General features: G+C 28.4%; 12 protein-coding genes. 11 read left to right on the top strand and 1 reads right to left on the bottom strand.

The genetic code is table 4. From position 1 onward, the window contains the following. Window positions 1-585: 585 nt before the first annotated feature. Window positions 586-1,134 (bottom strand): deoxycytidylate deaminase, encoded by a 549-nt coding sequence (locus ACWXVM_RS02580; RefSeq protein WP_444705162.1) that lies wholly within the window; start codon window positions 1,132-1,134, stop codon window positions 586-588. Between the two features lie 364 nt (window positions 1,135-1,498). On the opposite strand from ACWXVM_RS02580, the gene ACWXVM_RS02575 reads away from it, so the two are divergent. The 11 genes from ACWXVM_RS02575 to ACWXVM_RS02525 all read left to right on the top strand — a co-directional run bounded on the left by ACWXVM_RS02575 (window position 1,499) and on the right by ACWXVM_RS02525 (window position 17,748). Further along, window positions 1,499-1,651, top strand: coding sequence for a hypothetical protein (locus ACWXVM_RS02575; protein WP_438340877.1), 153 nt, complete (start codon window positions 1,499-1,501; stop codon window positions 1,649-1,651). A gap of 392 nt (window positions 1,652-2,043) precedes the next feature. Further along, window positions 2,044-4,848 (top strand): OppA family ABC transporter substrate-binding lipoprotein, encoded by a 2,805-nt coding sequence (locus ACWXVM_RS02570; protein WP_455994197.1) that lies wholly within the window; start codon window positions 2,044-2,046, stop codon window positions 4,846-4,848. 8 nt (window positions 4,849-4,856) lie between these two features. After that, window positions 4,857-5,990: an ABC transporter permease subunit gene (locus ACWXVM_RS02565; RefSeq protein ID WP_438340875.1), complete on the top strand. Its 1,134-nt coding sequence runs from the start codon at window positions 4,857-4,859 to the stop codon at window positions 5,988-5,990. 25 nt (window positions 5,991-6,015) lie between these two features. Next, on the top strand, window positions 6,016-7,317 hold the full coding sequence (locus ACWXVM_RS02560) for an ABC transporter permease subunit (RefSeq protein ID WP_438340874.1): 1,302 nt from the start codon (window positions 6,016-6,018) through the stop codon (window positions 7,315-7,317). A gap of 2 nt (window positions 7,318-7,319) precedes the next feature. After that, window positions 7,320-8,450, top strand: coding sequence for an oligopeptide/dipeptide ABC transporter ATP-binding protein (locus ACWXVM_RS02555; RefSeq protein WP_438340873.1), 1,131 nt, complete (start codon window positions 7,320-7,322; stop codon window positions 8,448-8,450). After that, window positions 8,440-10,947: an ATP-binding cassette domain-containing protein gene (locus ACWXVM_RS02550; protein ID WP_455994195.1), complete on the top strand. Its 2,508-nt coding sequence runs from the start codon at window positions 8,440-8,442 to the stop codon at window positions 10,945-10,947. Before ACWXVM_RS02555 ends, ACWXVM_RS02550 begins: the two co-directional genes overlap by 11 nt. A gap of 212 nt (window positions 10,948-11,159) precedes the next feature. Further along, on the top strand, window positions 11,160-11,549 hold the full coding sequence (locus tag ACWXVM_RS02545; RefSeq protein WP_455994193.1) for a hypothetical protein: 390 nt from the start codon (window positions 11,160-11,162) through the stop codon (window positions 11,547-11,549). A gap of 45 nt (window positions 11,550-11,594) precedes the next feature. Then, window positions 11,595-12,323 carry a triose-phosphate isomerase gene (gene tpiA / locus ACWXVM_RS02540; RefSeq protein WP_438340870.1) on the top strand — a complete coding sequence of 243 codons (729 nt, stop codon included), beginning with the start codon at window positions 11,595-11,597 and terminating at the stop codon, window positions 12,321-12,323. 382 nt (window positions 12,324-12,705) lie between these two features. After that, entirely contained in the window at window positions 12,706-13,809 is a 1,104-nt protein-coding gene (locus ACWXVM_RS02535; protein WP_455994191.1) for a hypothetical protein, read from the top strand. 137 nt (window positions 13,810-13,946) lie between these two features. Next, the gene (locus tag ACWXVM_RS02530) at window positions 13,947-16,460 is read left to right on the top strand and encodes a hypothetical protein (protein ID WP_455994189.1); all 2,514 of its coding nucleotides are present in this window, start codon (window positions 13,947-13,949) and stop codon (window positions 16,458-16,460) included. Between the two features lie 358 nt (window positions 16,461-16,818). Continuing rightward, window positions 16,819-17,748, top strand: a complete 930-nt coding sequence (locus ACWXVM_RS02525) for a hypothetical protein (RefSeq protein WP_455994187.1) — start codon at window positions 16,819-16,821, stop codon at window positions 17,746-17,748. Window positions 17,749-17,838 lie beyond the last annotated feature (90 nt).

Here is a 17,838-nt window from a genome sequence, read left to right as displayed (position 1 = left end):
CTAATAAATTGATTGGTTTAATAGTGATTCTATAGAAGTTATCTAAAACAAAAAAAGTCGATATTCAGTTTTCAGGGAACAAAAAAAGCTTGCTATAAATATAGGCAATTTTTTTTATATTTTTAGTTGTTTAATTTTTCCCCAAAAAGTGGGAATTTTTTTAATTTAATGATGACTTTATTCTTTTTTAACTTAAATTTTAGTGGTTTTTATAACCAAAACAAATTTAAATTGATTTTTTTTATGTTTGATTTAATAAAATATTCATCGATATTTATAAATCTAGCAACTCTTTTTGGCTCCCAATCATGTGGAGAAACTATAACAAAATAATTAAAATTATCAAGACTTGCTTGATAATTTTTCTTATTTATTTCATAAGAAATTATTTTGATTTTAAAGTAGATGAAAAAAATAAAATAATTTCTTATGAAATTCCTAAAATAGAGCTATTTTTTTCTAATTTTTTAATAAAAAATTGTTAATTCTTAGTCAAATTGCAACATTTTATAGTTTAAAAATATTTATCAAACTTGTGATATTAAATTTATTTTTAAGACCTAAAAATTTAAATTAAATAAAAAATTATTTCTTTATTTTAAAATCAATATCAAAATCATTTTTTATTTTTATAAATTCAACACCAAAGGTGCTAAATATTTTTAGGCTAGCTTTAAAATCATCTGCTTCCGGTTTATATTCACTAGCATAATAAACTTTCGATATTTTTGATTGGACAATTAATTTTGCACAGTTATAGCATGGCGAATGTGTAACATAAATTGCTGAACCTGGTTCAATTTTAGAATTAGTTAGATTAGCATTAATTATAGCATTTGCTTCAGCATGAACAACATATGTATATTTTGAATGTAGCACATCATCAGAACAACTTGGTCGATTCCATGGAAAAGCTAGGTCATTATCAACCTCGGTGTTATTAAAACTAGTTGGCATTCCATTGTAACCTAATGAAATGACATAATTATTTGGGCTTACAATACAGGCCCCTACTTTTGTTGTTGGGTCCTTAGATCTAAATGCACTTAATTTGGCTAAGGACATAAAATATATGTCTCATTTAATATTGTCTTTATGTTCGTTAAAAATAATATTTTTTGTCTTTGAATTCATAATAGTAAAATTTTATCACAATTTTAAAAAATCAGACTCCGCAGACCCTGATCTAAATTATTTAGTGAAATAAGCAAAAAAGCTCGGATAAGACATTAACTATGTTAATCCAATTCATTATGCTAAATAATTAGCTATAACAAGTTGAATTAAAAAAATTATATCAAAAATATCTAATATTGCTTTATTTTTTTATTTTATTTTTTATATTAATAAAACTGCTAAAACTAAGTCGATTTTTATAAATAAATTTAAAAAGTATTATATTTTTTTGCAAAAAAATTTTAAATGTTGTTAAAATAATTAATGTTAGGAAAAAATGATGGACATAAAAAAAATAAATGAAAATTATCAAATTTCTAGTATGTTCACAGCTATAATAGCTGCATTTTTTGCTATTGAAATTATTAATTTCAACAAGGGTATTATTAAGATGAATTCTATGAATTCGTGAAATAAAAATATTATTCTTGGAGGAATTTGTAATGCAACTTATACATTTAAATATCATAATTAATAAGATTAAAATTAAAAAGAATAATATAGATTTTTCATATTTCAACATTATTTACCGTCCTAAGATTATGGATTTTAGAGGTACATAATTACTCAATAAACATAAGAATTTTCTTAATAAAAAAGTATCTTTTAGCATTTTCTTAATAAAACCCAGATTTAAATAATTTCAATAAAAAAGTAATAAAAATCAATCAAAAATGTATTAAAAAAGTCACATTGAAAGACAAGAGAAAATGCGCCTCTTTAAGAGCAAAACCTAACAAAAGATTAAAAATAATTTATAATTATTTTGTAATTTTATATAAGTCATTTTATATAACTAGATAATAATTTTTTAAATACAATAACACCTTAATGACTTTTATGGAATTATAAAAAATGGAGATTAAAATGAAAAAAGCAAACAAAATATTATTAGCTTCTTTACCTTTACTTAGTGCTTCAGTACCCCTGCTTTTAGCAAGCTGCAGCAACAACTTACAAAGCGGTAAAGTTCATAAATACGTGTTTGAATATAACTCACCTTATACAGGACAAGCATTTGTATATGATGCTTCAAGATCATATGGTGGATATGTAAGTGTCGCAACGACACAACAAACTTCAGCTGGTTTGGTTCGCATTGAAAATATCGGAGAACCAGTTTTAACTAACAAAGTCAAAAAGGATCAAAGTGGTAAAATAATTGGAACTGCTCAATATATCACAACTCCAACTTGAACAAAAAAGGCATTAGCAATGGCTTCTGCTGTTGTTATAACAGACAAAAACGGTTCTATAACAACATTTGATTCCGATGATGCCGATATCATGACAGAGCCTAATGGCGAAAAAGACGGAGTTAAATATTACACTTCTGCTTCAGTAGAATTAAAATCGAATAATCAAAAATCTATCAACAGTTTTAACTTTGATAATAAATTAAAATCAGCTACTAAAGTTCAATTTATTATTCGAAAAGGCGTTTTTTGAGTTGACGAAACGGGTAAAAAGACGAAATATGAAGTTAATGCAAAAGATTTTTATTACTCGTGATTAAGAACACTTTCTGTCAGCCAATCATTCAGAGATAAAAATGGTGGTTCTGAGGAACTTGATAAAGAGGCTGCCAAAGTTTTATCAGATGCTTCTTCATCAGCCTTTACTGATAAAGAGGAGTATTCAAATGATTATTTATTCAGTCTTTTCGGTATTGATCATAAGAAGTTTTCTGTAGAAAAAGAATTTATACAAAAAGTAGGATTAGATGATGCTGTAACATTTGAAAAAATTTCTAATCATAATGATCCAGAATTTACAGAGTTCTTTAATAAGTTAATATTGAGAGATTATACCTTTCAACCAGCTCCTTCCCAATATATTGATGAAAAGAACCAAACAGAGCAATTGCCAGTATATAACTATAACGGTTTGCAAAATGGTGAAACCAAAAAATTTGAAGATAAGATTAAAAAATTAGATAAAAATTCTATAGTATATAAGGTTGGAGCCTATTGATATGGAGTAAGTTTAAAAAACACTTTATACAATGGCGCATATTATATATCGCCTCAAAAAGGACAGGAGTTAATTCTTAAGAAAAATAAGAATTACTATGATCAAAAATTTGTGAATAGCCCTGATACTATTGAGCAAATAGTGTTTATATATAATCAAAACGTTGCGGCAGAAACATTTGCAGACAGAATTTTTAATAAGTACAAAGAAGGTAGCGTTTCGCAAATTGCATTTAGTCAATTAAATAAAGCACAACAAGATGAAATTTTGAGAGATGGTAAGAAATTTGGATTGCGTTACATTCAAGTTGTAAATACAAATAGACCATTTTATAGAAACGTTGCACAACCATTTGTTAGAGCACTTCCTCAAGGGCAAAAAACTAATTTCTATGAATTCAATGATGCTTTTGCTAAATTAGTTTATGGGGCAACAAGAGACGAGCTATCAAAGGGTTTAAATGATCCAAGTGAATTTATATCTGGTCGTGGATTAATTTTTAGAACTTTAATAAATGCTGCAATTAATTGAGATGAGTTTGCTTCGCAAGCAACCAGTTCTCAGTCATCGGCATGAATAGCAAAAGTTGCAGATGGTTCACCAATTGGCGGTAATGACCAACAATCATCAAAATTCAGAACTCCAAATGATGTCAGAGACAGAATAAACTCTTTATTTGCTCTAAAGGCAGATAAGTCTGGAAAAATTGATTTTGGTACCACAATAGGCAAAGAAATAAGTCCTAGCGAAAATGAAGAAGTGTTATTTAAAAAGAACGGAACGAGATCACAAAAACTTGAATCTGCCGGTTTTGAAAAAATTAAAGAAGAACTAAATAAATTAATTGATAATTTTTATAAAGAATTTCCTGAATATAAAGACCAAGATATTGAGTTTAAATATGCCTTTCCATTTGTAAATATACCTAAGGGATATAAAACAGCATTTGAAAGTATTCAAGAAACATTTTCACAATTACATCCAAAATTAAAATTATCAATATATTACACTGATAATAAAGATGATCCTAGATTTGATAATTTTAGATCAAGAGGATCAAATGGATCAGAAACTGTTTCGTGATCATATGACTACGACTCAATCGGTTCAGGGTATGACGGCCTTTCATTTAGCGCAAACCTAGTTCCAACATTAACTTGAATAGCAGCAAATGATTCGGGTGATAAAAACAAATTAATAAGAGAAAATTATCCAAAAATTTATCAACTTGCAAAGGATATGGTTAAATATGCTAACGAGGATGGACCACATAAGTGAATTGGTTCAGTACCGTTTGCGGATCTTCATTTAGTTGAAAACAAATATAAGGGACAATACCTACCATATACTACCTCTGTTACCTTTGAAAAAAGAACTGAAAACGGGAAAGAACACTATTTTCTAAAAAGAGATAGCAATAATAAAGCAATCCCTTGAACATCACAGGATGGCAAGTATGGAACAGATGCTTATGCATGAACAGCAGCATTTTGATTACAATATATTGCAAAACATACTAATGAACAAGCAATTGAGTTAATGGAACAATTTACATCATTCTTTAATATTGGATTCACATATGCAATTTTTAAACAAAAGAACGAATTTGGTAGAGCATTAGTCGAGAAAAAATTTGTCGTACCTGATTCAACAAATCCTGGTGTCGATCTATATGTAGATTGAAAGATTAAAAACTAATTTATACAATGTTTAGATATATACGTCAAAGAATATTATTTGCACTCCTGACATTGTTTATTATAACTTTTGTTGTATATACACTTGTCAGCGCTTTTGGGCAAAGTCCGGTTAAAGCAATAGTTGAAAAACTATTTCAAAATCCTAAAAATAAGCTCTCAATTGAGCAACTTACATATGACAATGAAATAGCTTTTGGGCTTAGATATGAAGATGGTACGCCCATTCCTATCATCGTAAGATATTTCCGCTATATCGGAAATATCTTTCGTGGTGATTTTGGATTTATTATTAATAAAGAAAATAATCCAAATCCTTCTGAATATACTAACATACAATTATTATTTTTTACCCCATTAAAATATTCGATTAGAATTACTCTTCCTGCATTTATTATTAGCTCAATTAGCGGTATAACTATTGGTGTTTTTGCCGGTTATAAAAGGGGAAAATTATTTGACTCTGGCGCTAATTTATTTGTTCTATTATTTGTAGCAATTCCTTCATTTGTTTTAGCTCCGATATTAATTACCATTTCACTAAAAATTGGTATTCCAACCGTAGTTCCGAGAGACGCTCTTGAACCAACATTTGGTAAATTATTTGTATCATATCTACCGCCTGTGTTGATTATTACCTTAACTTCAATGGCTGTATATGTTAGTTATACAAGAAATCAAGTAATTACTGTATTAACATCTAATTATGTTTTAATAGCGAAAACCAAAGGATTGAAGGCTACTCAAATATTTTTTAAGTATGTATTAAGAAATATTTCGATTCCATTATTTAGCTTATTATTTGGCTCATTCCTTGGGCTATTGTCTGGTTCAATTATTATTGAAAGATACTGAGATGTTCCAGGAACAAGTACTGTTATTGCTAATTCATTTCCAACTGGAGAAATTAATATTATTATGTTTTCAACGATATTCTTTACTGGAATTGGATTAGCTGCTGAGATATTTGTAGATGTAATGTTTGCTGTATTAGATCCAAAAATTACATATTCTGCACAAAATAAGAAAAATTATTGGCTATTTTTTAAAGCATTTTTAGAAAGAAAGAAACTTGAAAAAGATCTATATGCAAAAAGGGCATTGAATCAACAAAACCATAATTCTATGTCTCAAAATCCATAATGAAAGGTAGGTTAGAACGTTAAATATGGAAGATAATTTACAATCTCAGATTAAAGAATTTAACAAAAAATACAAAATAAGTTCTGAACTATCTAGAAAGTTCGGTTTTGTTTCTGAAAGTGATAAGGTTCAAACCTCCTCAATAGCAGGGCGCCCTAAAAAAATGGCTATTGAAATTATAAAAAGATTCTTTTCAAACCCAATTGTTGTTGTTTCGCTAATTGTGTTTTTGTTTATATTACTGGCATCATTATTAATTCCATCAAGTCTAGTCACAAATTATACCCCCAACAAACCAATTAATGGTTATGATTTTATTAACTCGTTGCCGCCGGCATATTCACCTTTTGTAACTAAAGCTATAACACCCGACGATCAGATTTATAAATTCTATAATTATGTTGTTAGTCATGGAAAGGAATTAGGACAAGAAGTTGAATGAAATAATTGATTTGCATTCTTTACAAATTCAACAACCATTGACACTAATGATCAAGGTCAATTATTTATTCACTATAATGCTTATCATTTATTTAAAGCGTGAGTTCTGAATGGTTTAATTAACTCAAGACCTAACGGAGTTTTACTAACTGATGAATATGTAACTAAGGTTTTAATACCGCAAGTTCCTACATTAAAAACCATTTTAGGAACCTCTTCAACTGGTTATGATATATGAGTTACAACGTGATATGCAACATGGAGAGGGATTGAAATTGCTATTATTACCACAATAATTCAAGCTGTGTTTGGCATCACTTTAGGTGCGGTCCTTGGTTTTTATGCAGGTAAATTAATTGATACAATCATTATGAGAATAATTAATATTTTTAATGCTCCACCAACAATTATTTGGATTCTTATATTTGTTGGAATCTTTGGGACAAACCAAATTTCCTTGATTTTAGCTATGTCTATTGCTGGATGGCCATTGTTTGTGGGTTTAACAAGGTTATACATAATAACCGTTAAAAACGAAGAATATATAACAGCCTCAAAAGCAATAGGTGCTTCTGCCTCAAGACAAATATTTGTTCACGCCTTGCCTGCAATTATTGGGAAAATTGCTAACTCATTTGTTAAAAATGTTCCAAGTGTAATTTTATGAGTTGCATCATTGGCATTTCTTGGTTTCTTTAAATCTGGGAATGATACTAACTTAGGTCAGATCTTAATTGAATCGGCTTCAGAAGCTAGTGAAAACGTATGAGTAATCCTACTTCCGACATTAATATTATTATTACTATCATTATCGCTAAACTTTATGGCTCTCGGTATTCATGATGCCCTTGATCCTAGAGTAATAACTAAGGGAAAGAGAAAATAATTATGTCACAAATTAAAAAACAAACTACTCAAAAGCGATCATATTTATATTCTAGATTTCAATCGCAAGAAATAATGGAAGATGATAAATTGTTAGAAGTAAGAAATTTACATGTAAGTTTTCCAGCAGGCAGAAAAAAAACTATTCATATTGTTCGTGGTGTTGACTTGGATGTTAAGCGTGGGCAAATTGTAGGATTAGTTGGTGAATCAGGCTCTGGCAAATCAGTAACATCAAAAACGTTAATTAATGTTAATGAGAATGGAATTATAAGCGCTGATAAAATTCAAATTGGTGATTTGGAACTAAGCAACATTTTTAAAAAAGAAAAATATTGGCAAATTGTTCGAGGTCAAAAAATTGGATATATCCCTCAAGACCCCTTAACATCGCTAAACCCAACTCGCACCATTGGAAAACAATTATTAGATGCACTTAATAATAATACTGAGTGAAGTGCTAAAACATATACTGAAAAAAAATCCTATTTATTAGGTTTATTAAAAACATTTGGTTTAAGGGATGTCGAAAAGATTTTTAGTGCTTATCCTCATACACTGTCAGGTGGTATGAAACAAAGAATTGTTATTACTATGGTAGTTGCTCTTAAACCAGATTTAATTATTGCTGATGAGCCAACTACTGCTCTTGATCCTACTGTTCAGGCTAGTGTTCTCGCTTTATTTGAAGAAATTAGACAAAAAATGGGGATTTCCATTATTTTAATTAGCCATAACATTTCCGTTATTGCGAAATTCTGTGATTATATTTATGTTATGTATGCCGGAAGAATTGTTGAAAAAGGTTCGAAAGAAGAAATTTTTACACAACCCGCCCACCCATACACATGAGCTTTAATATCTGCTATTCCTGAATCAAAAGAGGAAAAATTGTATAACATTAAAGGAACGCCACCAGATATGGCTAACCTTCCTGTTGGTGACCCTTTTGCTCCTCGTAATGATTATGCTCTTGAAATTGATTTTATTAAAGAACCTCCTTTAATCCCAATAACTGAAACACACTCAGCCGCTACTTGATTATTAAGTCCTGAAGCACCGAAGGTTGAACTCACAAAAGATCTACAAAATCGTTTAGAATTATTTAAAAAGGCATTTCAAAATGAAAAATAAAGAAGAAAGAAAAGTTATATTATCAATTGATAATCTTAAAAAATATTTTGTTAGTCAAGGTATCATTAATAAAGCTGTTGATGGTGTATCTTTTGATCTTCATGAAGGAGAAATTGTTGGTCTTATTGGTGAGTCTGGTTCAGGGAAGACAACTGTTGGTAGAACAATATTGAGACTTTATGATGACTATAATGGATTTGTGCGACTAGAAGATAAAATAATTTCAGGTAAGCATATTAGCCTATCGCTTAAAAAATATTTACGTAAAAACGTTCAAATGATTTTTCAAGATCCTCATGCTTCTTTAAATAGTCAACAAAATATTTATACAATCCTAAGAGAACCGTTATTAGTCAACGGTATAATGAAAACTAAAATAAATGATATTTTCAAAGATTGGTTAGAAGTCAAAAAAACATTTAAATATACATTTCAAATTCAAGCCATGAAGCTAGAACTTCAAAATTATCAAGAAATTAATCGCCTTGCTAATCCTTTCTTTTCAAAATGAAAAAAGGCATTCGCTGATTTTAAATTAGATGAGGAATTGAGCCGTGAAGATAACTTTTCGTTGTTTTATGCCTACCTAGAAGAAAAACAAAAAATGGAAAGTTTGATTATTAATAATATGTATTCAAACGCTTCGTCGTTGATAAATTTCTATTATGAAATGCAATCTAAATACCGTCGCGAAGAATTATCTAAGGAAGAATTAGCATATCGAAAAGCACAAGAAGAATTTAAGAAAATTAGTAAATTAAGTTGTTTATCTTGTGAACAATATGATGATGTGAAGGAATTGGAATATCTTCTTACTAAGAAAAAACAACTAATAAAAGAGCATAAACATCAAATTTATATTTCTAAAAATACGTTTAGTAACTTCTGTGTAGAAAATAAAAATGAAAGAGGCTTAGTGAATATTGCACGACTAATGTCTACTGATTTAGATTTCTATTTGTATAATTTAAAAAATGAATATCTATTCAAAGCAAGAGTGATGACCTTAAATTCATTAAAAAAATGTTTAACGTTTTTACATTATGAAGATATAAAACAATTGGTTAAAGAGCTTGAAAGTTATGTTTTGAACTTTTATAATACACATCTAGAAAAAATTGAGTATTCAAAGATAATGTTAGCGCAAATTAAGCAAACATTAAAAGAAAATTTTAAGTTTGATTTTTCTAAATATACCGAAATTTCCAATAGAAATGAGCAAAACTTTCGCGATGAATTAGAACAATTAAATTCACAAATATCTACTTTAAAGCAAAGAATAGCGCTAAAACAAGTTCCACAATATTCACATCAAGAATTGTCACAAGCGCATAAAAAACTTAAAGAGGCCAAAGAACTGTATTTGCAAGGTCGCTCTAACTTCTTAGTAAGTTATAAGAAAATTATTGATGACTTGTATCAACAAATCCAAATTGAAAAGGCAGAGTATCAACGCTTAGTGGCTGATCAAACTATTTGCAATGATTTATACAAAAAACATAAATTTGAATTCATTAAATATGTTAAAAATCTTTATGATACTAAAATTAATTCTCTAACCGAGAAATATAACGTATTAAAAGAATCACTAAAAGCAAAACCTAATGACCTAAATATTTTTAAAACAAATAAAGATATCAAAAGGATTCTTGAAAAAATTCAGGCTATCAAAAAAGATAAAGATACTGTTGTTAAAATGTATAACTCTGATATTGCCTTGAAAGAGGATACATTAAAATCATTTAATATCGAAAGAGATTATTTAAGAAAAGACATTAAGCGTATTTATCTATTGCTTGGCATTGACTATAAATGAGTTGAATTAAATCTTAATAAGAAAAATAGTGAAAATGTTGACGTTCATCATACGAAATGGTCTAAAAGATTTAATCTTTATGATTATAAGTTTTCATTTCCATTTGCTAAATATTTAATTTCAGAATTATTGTATAAAATGATTATTTATCGTTCTCTTGAAGATGTTGGTTTATTAAAACAATTTGCATATCGCTATCCACATGAATTTAGTGGCGGACAATTACAACGTATTGTTATTGCTCGTGCATTGATTACTGAACCAAAAGTTATTGTTGCCGATGAACCAATTGCTTCTCTTGACATTTCTATTCAGGCGCAAGTTGTTAATTTATTAAAAGATTTATGTATTAGAAAAAATATTGGTTTAATATTTATTGCCCATGATTTGAGTATGATTGAATATGTTGCAGATAATGTGCAAATTATGCATTTAGGCAAGATTGTAGAAAGCGGTAAAACGGAAGCTATTTATAATAATCCTTTACACCCATATACAATTAATTTGTTTAAGGCAATTCCCAAAATATCAAATGCTAATGAAAAGTTTCAAAATGTTTCATTTAATATTGATTATATTTATGAGCAACAGTTTCCAAATATGCCAATTAATTATCAAGTTGATAAAGAACATTGAATATACGGAACAAAAGAACAAATTGCAAAATGAGTTAAAAAATAGTTTAACTAAACATTAGACGAATAATATTGTCTAATGTTTTTTATCTGTTTTAATTATAATTAATTAAGTATAATTAGTAATTAAAGAGAACAGATATGAAGAAAAAAAATTATAGAAAAAGTCAATATAGAAAATCTGGAAGTTATTGATCACGAAGCTGAACACTAGGTAATATTATTTATTTTTTTATTTCAATTTTTTTAATGATTTTAATGATATTATTAACAGGTTTTTTAAAAAAGCAGAGTTCTGTAAAAATAACATGGTCTAATGCAATTAGTGTTGGTTGTGTAACTGTTATGGGTATTGGCTTATTGGTCTTAATTTCTCGTAGCGGATTTGGTAAAGGATTGGCATCGCCGATATTAAGCTTTTATCATAATTATCGCATTAACATGCGCGCTAAGGCTAAATATTATTCTGGTATGAATCAATTTGAAAAAGATAAGATTTTAAATAGTGAAAGAAATGCTTATAATATCGAACAAGCAAAAAAAAGCAAGAACAAAAATATTTTAGGATCAACTAACTTGGCTTCATATCTCATTATCGGCATTTCCTCCCTTACACTAGTTATTGGTATGCTAGCAATACATTTATAAGAATTTTAATTAATAATAAATTAAAAAACAAAAGAAGGAATTTTTATGAAATATTTAATCGGAAATTTTAAGATGAATAAAACTTTTTTAGATGTCGAATCTTATATCGATGCTCTTGATTATCTCATAGATGAAAATAAAGCCAAATTAAATAACATTAAGATTGGCATTGCCCCTTCATTTGATAGCACATATATAGCTTATAATAATCCTCAGCGTAGTTATTTATTTGGATTGCAAAATATATTCCATGAATTAAATGGTGCTTATACTGGTGAAGTATCGCTTAATGTGGCAATTGAAGCAAATGTTGATTTTGTAATTATCGGGCATAGTGAAAGAAGATTATTATTTAGCGAAACTGATGAATTAATCAACCAAAAAATATTGCATCTTAAAAAAACTAATATTAAAACTATATTATGTATCGGGGAATCGATAAACGAATTCGAAACTGGCCGTACGTTTGATGTTTTACAAAAGCAAATCCAAAGCGCCCTAAAAGGCATTAGTGATTATAATAATTTAATTATTTCATATGAGCCTGTTTATTGTATTGGTAATGGAATTATTCCAAAGGTCGAACATATCCAAAATGTTGTAAATTTTATTCACAATGAATTAGATAAAAATGTTCCTGTTTTATATGGTGGCTCTGTTTGCTTTAATAGTATAGAAAGATTGGAACAAGTAAAGAATTTGAGCGGATATCTTGTTGGAAAGGGTTCGCTAAATGCAAATGACTTTGTATCGCTAGCATTAAAAATTAAATAAAATAACGACTTTTAGCATATAGATTTTATTTTCTTTTACTTAGAGCCATAAATTATGAAGCAAGACAATTTTAAGAAGCATAACTATTTATAAAATTAAAAAATGAAATTTAAAAAAATTAAAATTCAACTTATTTTAAGTTGTTTTTTAATTTTGTTGATGTATGAATCTCTTATAATATAAAGACATAAACTTATAAAAAATATGTTATTAAAATTGGTTACTATTAAAAATATTTAGGAAATATTATAATTTTTTTCTCGTGCTCTATACAATATAAGTGCATATATAAATTATTGTATTAATATAAAAAACATTGATTTTAGTCATAAAAACATAATGTTATATATGTCTTGATGAAATATTTTATAAAGGAATAATTATGATGAAAAGAAAAAAACTAGTGTTGGCATTGTGTTTAACATTGTCAGCTAGCTTAGTTATTGCTGGAGCAACAGCAATAACTTATACGTCGATTAAAAAAAGCAATCAAATAAGGCTTCAAAGAGATTTATTGATTGCCGAAAAAACAAAACTTGTTAATCAAAAGCAAGCGCAATTAGAATCTGCAAAAGATAAGTTAACAAAAGCGCAAGATAAACAAAAAGAATTGAGTAAGAAAATTAGCGATATTGAAAGAAATATTAAAAATATTCAATCTTCAAATCAAGATATCCAAGATAAGATAGACCAAGCTAGTTTAAATTTAGTTAGCAAGGAAGCAGAACTTAGCACTTCTAATAGTGCTTTAGCGATGGCGAGGACTAAGTTAGAAGATGCTAAACAAGAACAGAAAAAAATTCAATCTGATTTTAATAGCGCCAAAAAACTTTTTGATGAAAAATTAGAAAATTTTAATTTAAAAACAGCGCAATTAGAAGAAGTTAATAAGTTATTAAAAGAAGCAAAAACAAAGAAAGAATTAGCACAGAAGCAATTGGAAGATGCCAAAATTTTAAGTCAACAAAAATCAGGGGAATTAATTCAAAAGGAACAATCCTTACCACAATTAATGCAAGCTATTCAAGATGCTACTGACGAGAAGAAAAATGCTTCGGATAAGGCAAGTAAGGTTTCTACTGAGTATGAATCAAAAAAGAAAGATCTAGATAGCATAACAAGTGAATTAGATCAATTAAAAACGCAGCAAAATCAACTTTCTGATGAATATATGTTGGCTAAGCAAAAATTAGATGGATTATCAGAAGCAGTTACAAATAATGAAAAACGCATTGAAGAAGCTGCTAAAAAAATCCAAGAAACTGACAATACGATTACTCTAAAAACAGAAGAGGTAAATAATTTATCTAATGATATAGAAAAAATTAGAGAACCTCACAACATTGTTTTAATGCAACTAGATGAAGCAAAAAAACACTTGTCGATAAGTAATGAAGATTTAAAACAAAAGATTGAATCATTTAACAATGCTAATCAAGCCTTGATAGAAGCCCAACAAGAATTGCAAAATGCAAACAAGAGATAGTTGATGCAAAACAAAATCTAGATCAAAAAACAATAGAATTAGCCCAAAACGAAGAAGAAAAAAATAGACTTGAAAAAGAAAAAGAAGTTCTTGAAAATAATCAAAGCGATTTACGCCAAAAATTTGATGATCTGCAAATGCAAGAACAAGAGGCACAAGTTAAATTTGAAGAAAAGAAAGATGAGTTAGAACAAGTTTTAAAAGAATATGCACAAGTGGCTCAACAATTTGAACAAGCACAACAAAAAGTTGCCGAAATAGAGCAGCAAAGATTGGAAGCCTTGAAGAAAATAGAAGATGCTACAAATGCACCACAAACTAAACCAGTTGAAATTCAAGAATTAAAAAATAAAATAACCGAAATACAGCGTTCATTAGAAGAAATTAAAAATAAACAAGATCAAGACCAAAAAATATCGGATGATGCAAAGCAAAAATTTCCGCAATTAGATGCTAAATACCAGTCTAAACTGCAAGAAAAAACCGAGATTGAAGAACAATTGGCAGAAAAAAGAAATAATGAGAACGAAGCTAAAAGCGAACTAGATCAAAGAATTTTAGAATTAAGCCAAAAAGAAACTGCTAAGAGTGAAGCAATGCAAGCAAAGCAGGAAGCTGAGCAAAACAAAGATACATTAGCTCAGGAAATTCTAGTTTTAGAAGACGAATTAGTTCAATTAGAAGCTAAAATTACTAGTGCAAATACTGAATATGAAAAAGCCGAAAAAGAAGCCCAAGAGGCTAAAGTGGAATTTAATAAGGTAGAAAAAGAGAAAGATAGACTTTTTGGAATGCTTATTGATCTAAAGGCAAAGTATGATAATAGAAAAGTAAGTTATGAAGAATATCATAAACTCGATGTAGAAGCTCATAATTATCTTAGAAAAACTTTTAATCCCACAAGGACTAAATTAAGCAATAAAGAGCGAGAAAGAAATAATAAAAAGACTAACAAGGATAATTTAGAAAAACAAAAAGTCAAAACACAGGAATCTGTTAACGCTAAAAAACAAGAACTAGAAAATGCTAAAGCACAAATAGCAGAGAAGGACGAATTATTAAGACGTCTAGAAGCTGAATTAGAAAGCTATAACAATGCCAAAAGTGAGGCAAGTGCTAAGTATAATTCTGTTTTAGATACTTTGAAAACTACAGAAGAGAAAGCTAGAGTTACTCTCGCTGAAACAAATACACTTCAAGCGGAGGTTGAGGCTCTATTAAAGGCTCAAAATGATGCTGATACAGCTATTGAACAAGCTAAAAATGAAATTGATGCTAAAAATGAAGAAATAGAGCAAACTAATAAACTAATCGAGCAAGCTGAAAAAGATTTAGCTGATGCAAATGAAAATAAAGCAAAAGCGCAACAAACCTTGGATGAAGCTAATGTTAAGAAAACAGAAGCCGAAGCTGAAAAAGCCAAAATTGAACCAGAATTTAAATCAAAATCAGAAGAAAAGGCTCAAAAAGAGGAAGCATCTAGTGTAGCTGAAGGCGCTTACCAACAAATTAAGCAACAAAAGGATAGCTATTTCGAAAGATTAGAAGAATTAACAACCGAGATTGCTCAAACAAAAAGTAATATAAACCTACAAAAAAATATTATTTCCAAAGCTAAAGAAGCGCTTGAAGCAGCAAAAACTAGAAATGAAGAATCCACAAAAAGAGAAACTAGTGCATTAACTGATTTAACTCAAAAAACAAAGGAATTTGAGGAAAAACAATTAGCTAAAAATGAATCTGAAAAAAATAATCAAGACTTAGTTCAAAAGAAAAATGAAGCCCAGAAAACCTTTGATGAATCTGATCATAATTTCCAACAAAAAACAAGAAACTTGGAGCAAGCAACAAATGATTTAAAAACTGCACAACAAGAAAATGAGGAAGCTAAAAAAGAAAAACAAGCTGCGGAGGCTGATTTAGAAATTGCTAAAACTGATCTTTCTAACAAAAGAATGCAAGCACAAGAAAATGCAAGTAGAGCAAAAATGAAATTAGATGAAAAGACTAAGGAAGTTGATTCAAAAATCGAAGCAGTAAATCAAGTTAAAAGCATTGAATCTAAGGCAAAGGAAGCTAAAGATATTGCTGACCAAAAACATAATGAAGCAATTCAAAAATTTAATGATGCTAATAGCAATTTAAGTAATACAAATAAACAAATAAAAGAAATAAAAGAGGCTATAGCAAAAGCTAGCGAAACAATTGCCAACGCACCTCAAGCAATTGAAAATATAAGTAAAAACATTTCCCAACAAGAAAAAAATATTCAAGAAAAGCAAAACGCTGTAAATGTTGCATTGCAAGAAAAACAAGCCGTTCAATTCCCTAAGGAAATGAAGGAAAAACTGCTAGATGATGCAAATAAAAAAATAGAGAAACAACAAAATGATGTTGAATCTAAAACAAATTTAATAACTGAAATAAATAAAGAATTAGAAGATATTAAAAATCAAAAAGCAGAAGCCGAATCAAAAATCAATAATTTTGGTACTAAAATTCAGCAAGAACTAAAAAATAAAGAATTAGCACAAAAAGAATTAGATAAACTTACTAGTGAAGTTAGTCAAAAAATTCAGGATGTCGCAGAAAAAACCGAGAGTCTAGAAGTTGCTAAACAAGATTTACTAAAAGCCACCCAAACAAGATAAAAAATATTTTTAAGTAAAACAACCAATTTCATTTAGAAGTTTCTTGTTTTACTTTTTTATTTATCTTAAATATATGACATGTTAAAACATGCAAAATAAGAAAAAATACAAAATAAAACAAAAAATAGATAAGGCGATAATTAAATAATTTATTAGCACTAATCCTAAAAAAAGCGCAAGAAAAGCATAAAAAATGAGTATAAAGTACCATTTATTATCTGTTTTTTAGTATATGTCTTACTATATATATATATATATATTGTTTTGATTAAAAACCGATATTAGGCTAGTTTATTTTTATATTAAATAATTTATATATATACATTAAAATAAAGCATTTTTTATAGGTGGTATTGTAATGAGAAAAAAGAAAATTACCTTAGCATTGTGTTTATCATTATCGTCTGCTTTAGTTGTGGCAGCTGGTTCTGTTTTTGTTTATAGTATAAGCAAAAAACAAGATAGCTCTAATTTGCAATCTTTAAATAAAAAGGTTATTGAGCAGAAGGAAAGAGAATTATCTCTTGCTAAAAACATGCTGTTAAAGCTAAAAAATAAGAAAAAAATATTAAACAACAAAATTAATGAAATAAATAAAAATATCGAAAATTTTGAGGCTTTAAATGCGGAATCTCAGGATAAATTAAAGCAAATAGAAAATGAGACTATAAAAAAAGAAAAAGAAGTTTTAGAACATAGTCGAATTTTAGAAGAAATAAAAAAACAACTAGATAATCTAAAATCGCAGCACGAAAAAACCATATCGGATTTTAAAAAAGCAGAACAAGTTTTTGAAGAAAAAGCTAAGAAATTAGCATTAAAAACTAAGGAATTAGAGCAAGCTAAAAAGGACTTAGAGCAAACTAAGAATCAAAACAAGTTACTTCAAGAAGATTTAAACAGATTACAAGCTGATGTCCAAACAAAAATGAATGATTTAGAGTCACAAAAGCGTATAAAAGATAGCGCTAATCAAGTCATACAAACAGTAAAAGAAAATATAAAACAAGTTACTGAAGAACAAGATAAGGCCAATAAAAATCTTTCAGGAAAACAGCAAGAACTAGCAGCTTTAAAAGATGAGCTTGAAAAATTAAAGCAAAAACAAAAAGAAGCTCAATTAAATTATCAAGAAGTAGAAAATAAAATAGAATCTCTAAGCAAACAAATAAGCGATGTTGAAGCACTTATAGAGCAATTAACAAAAGAATTAGAAAAAAAGTCTAGTGAGGCAAGCATTAAACAAGAAGCAGTCGATGTTGCAACAAATGAATTGCAAGCGCATTAGAAAAACAAAAAGAAGCGATACAAAAATTAGAAGAAGCAAAGAAAAATTTACAACAAAGTGCAAATGAATTAGAACAAAAAGCTAAGAATT

It is taken from the genome of Mycoplasma sp. 2261 (genome assembly GCF_053851575.1).
This window is presented reverse-complemented; position numbering and strand designations above follow the sequence as displayed.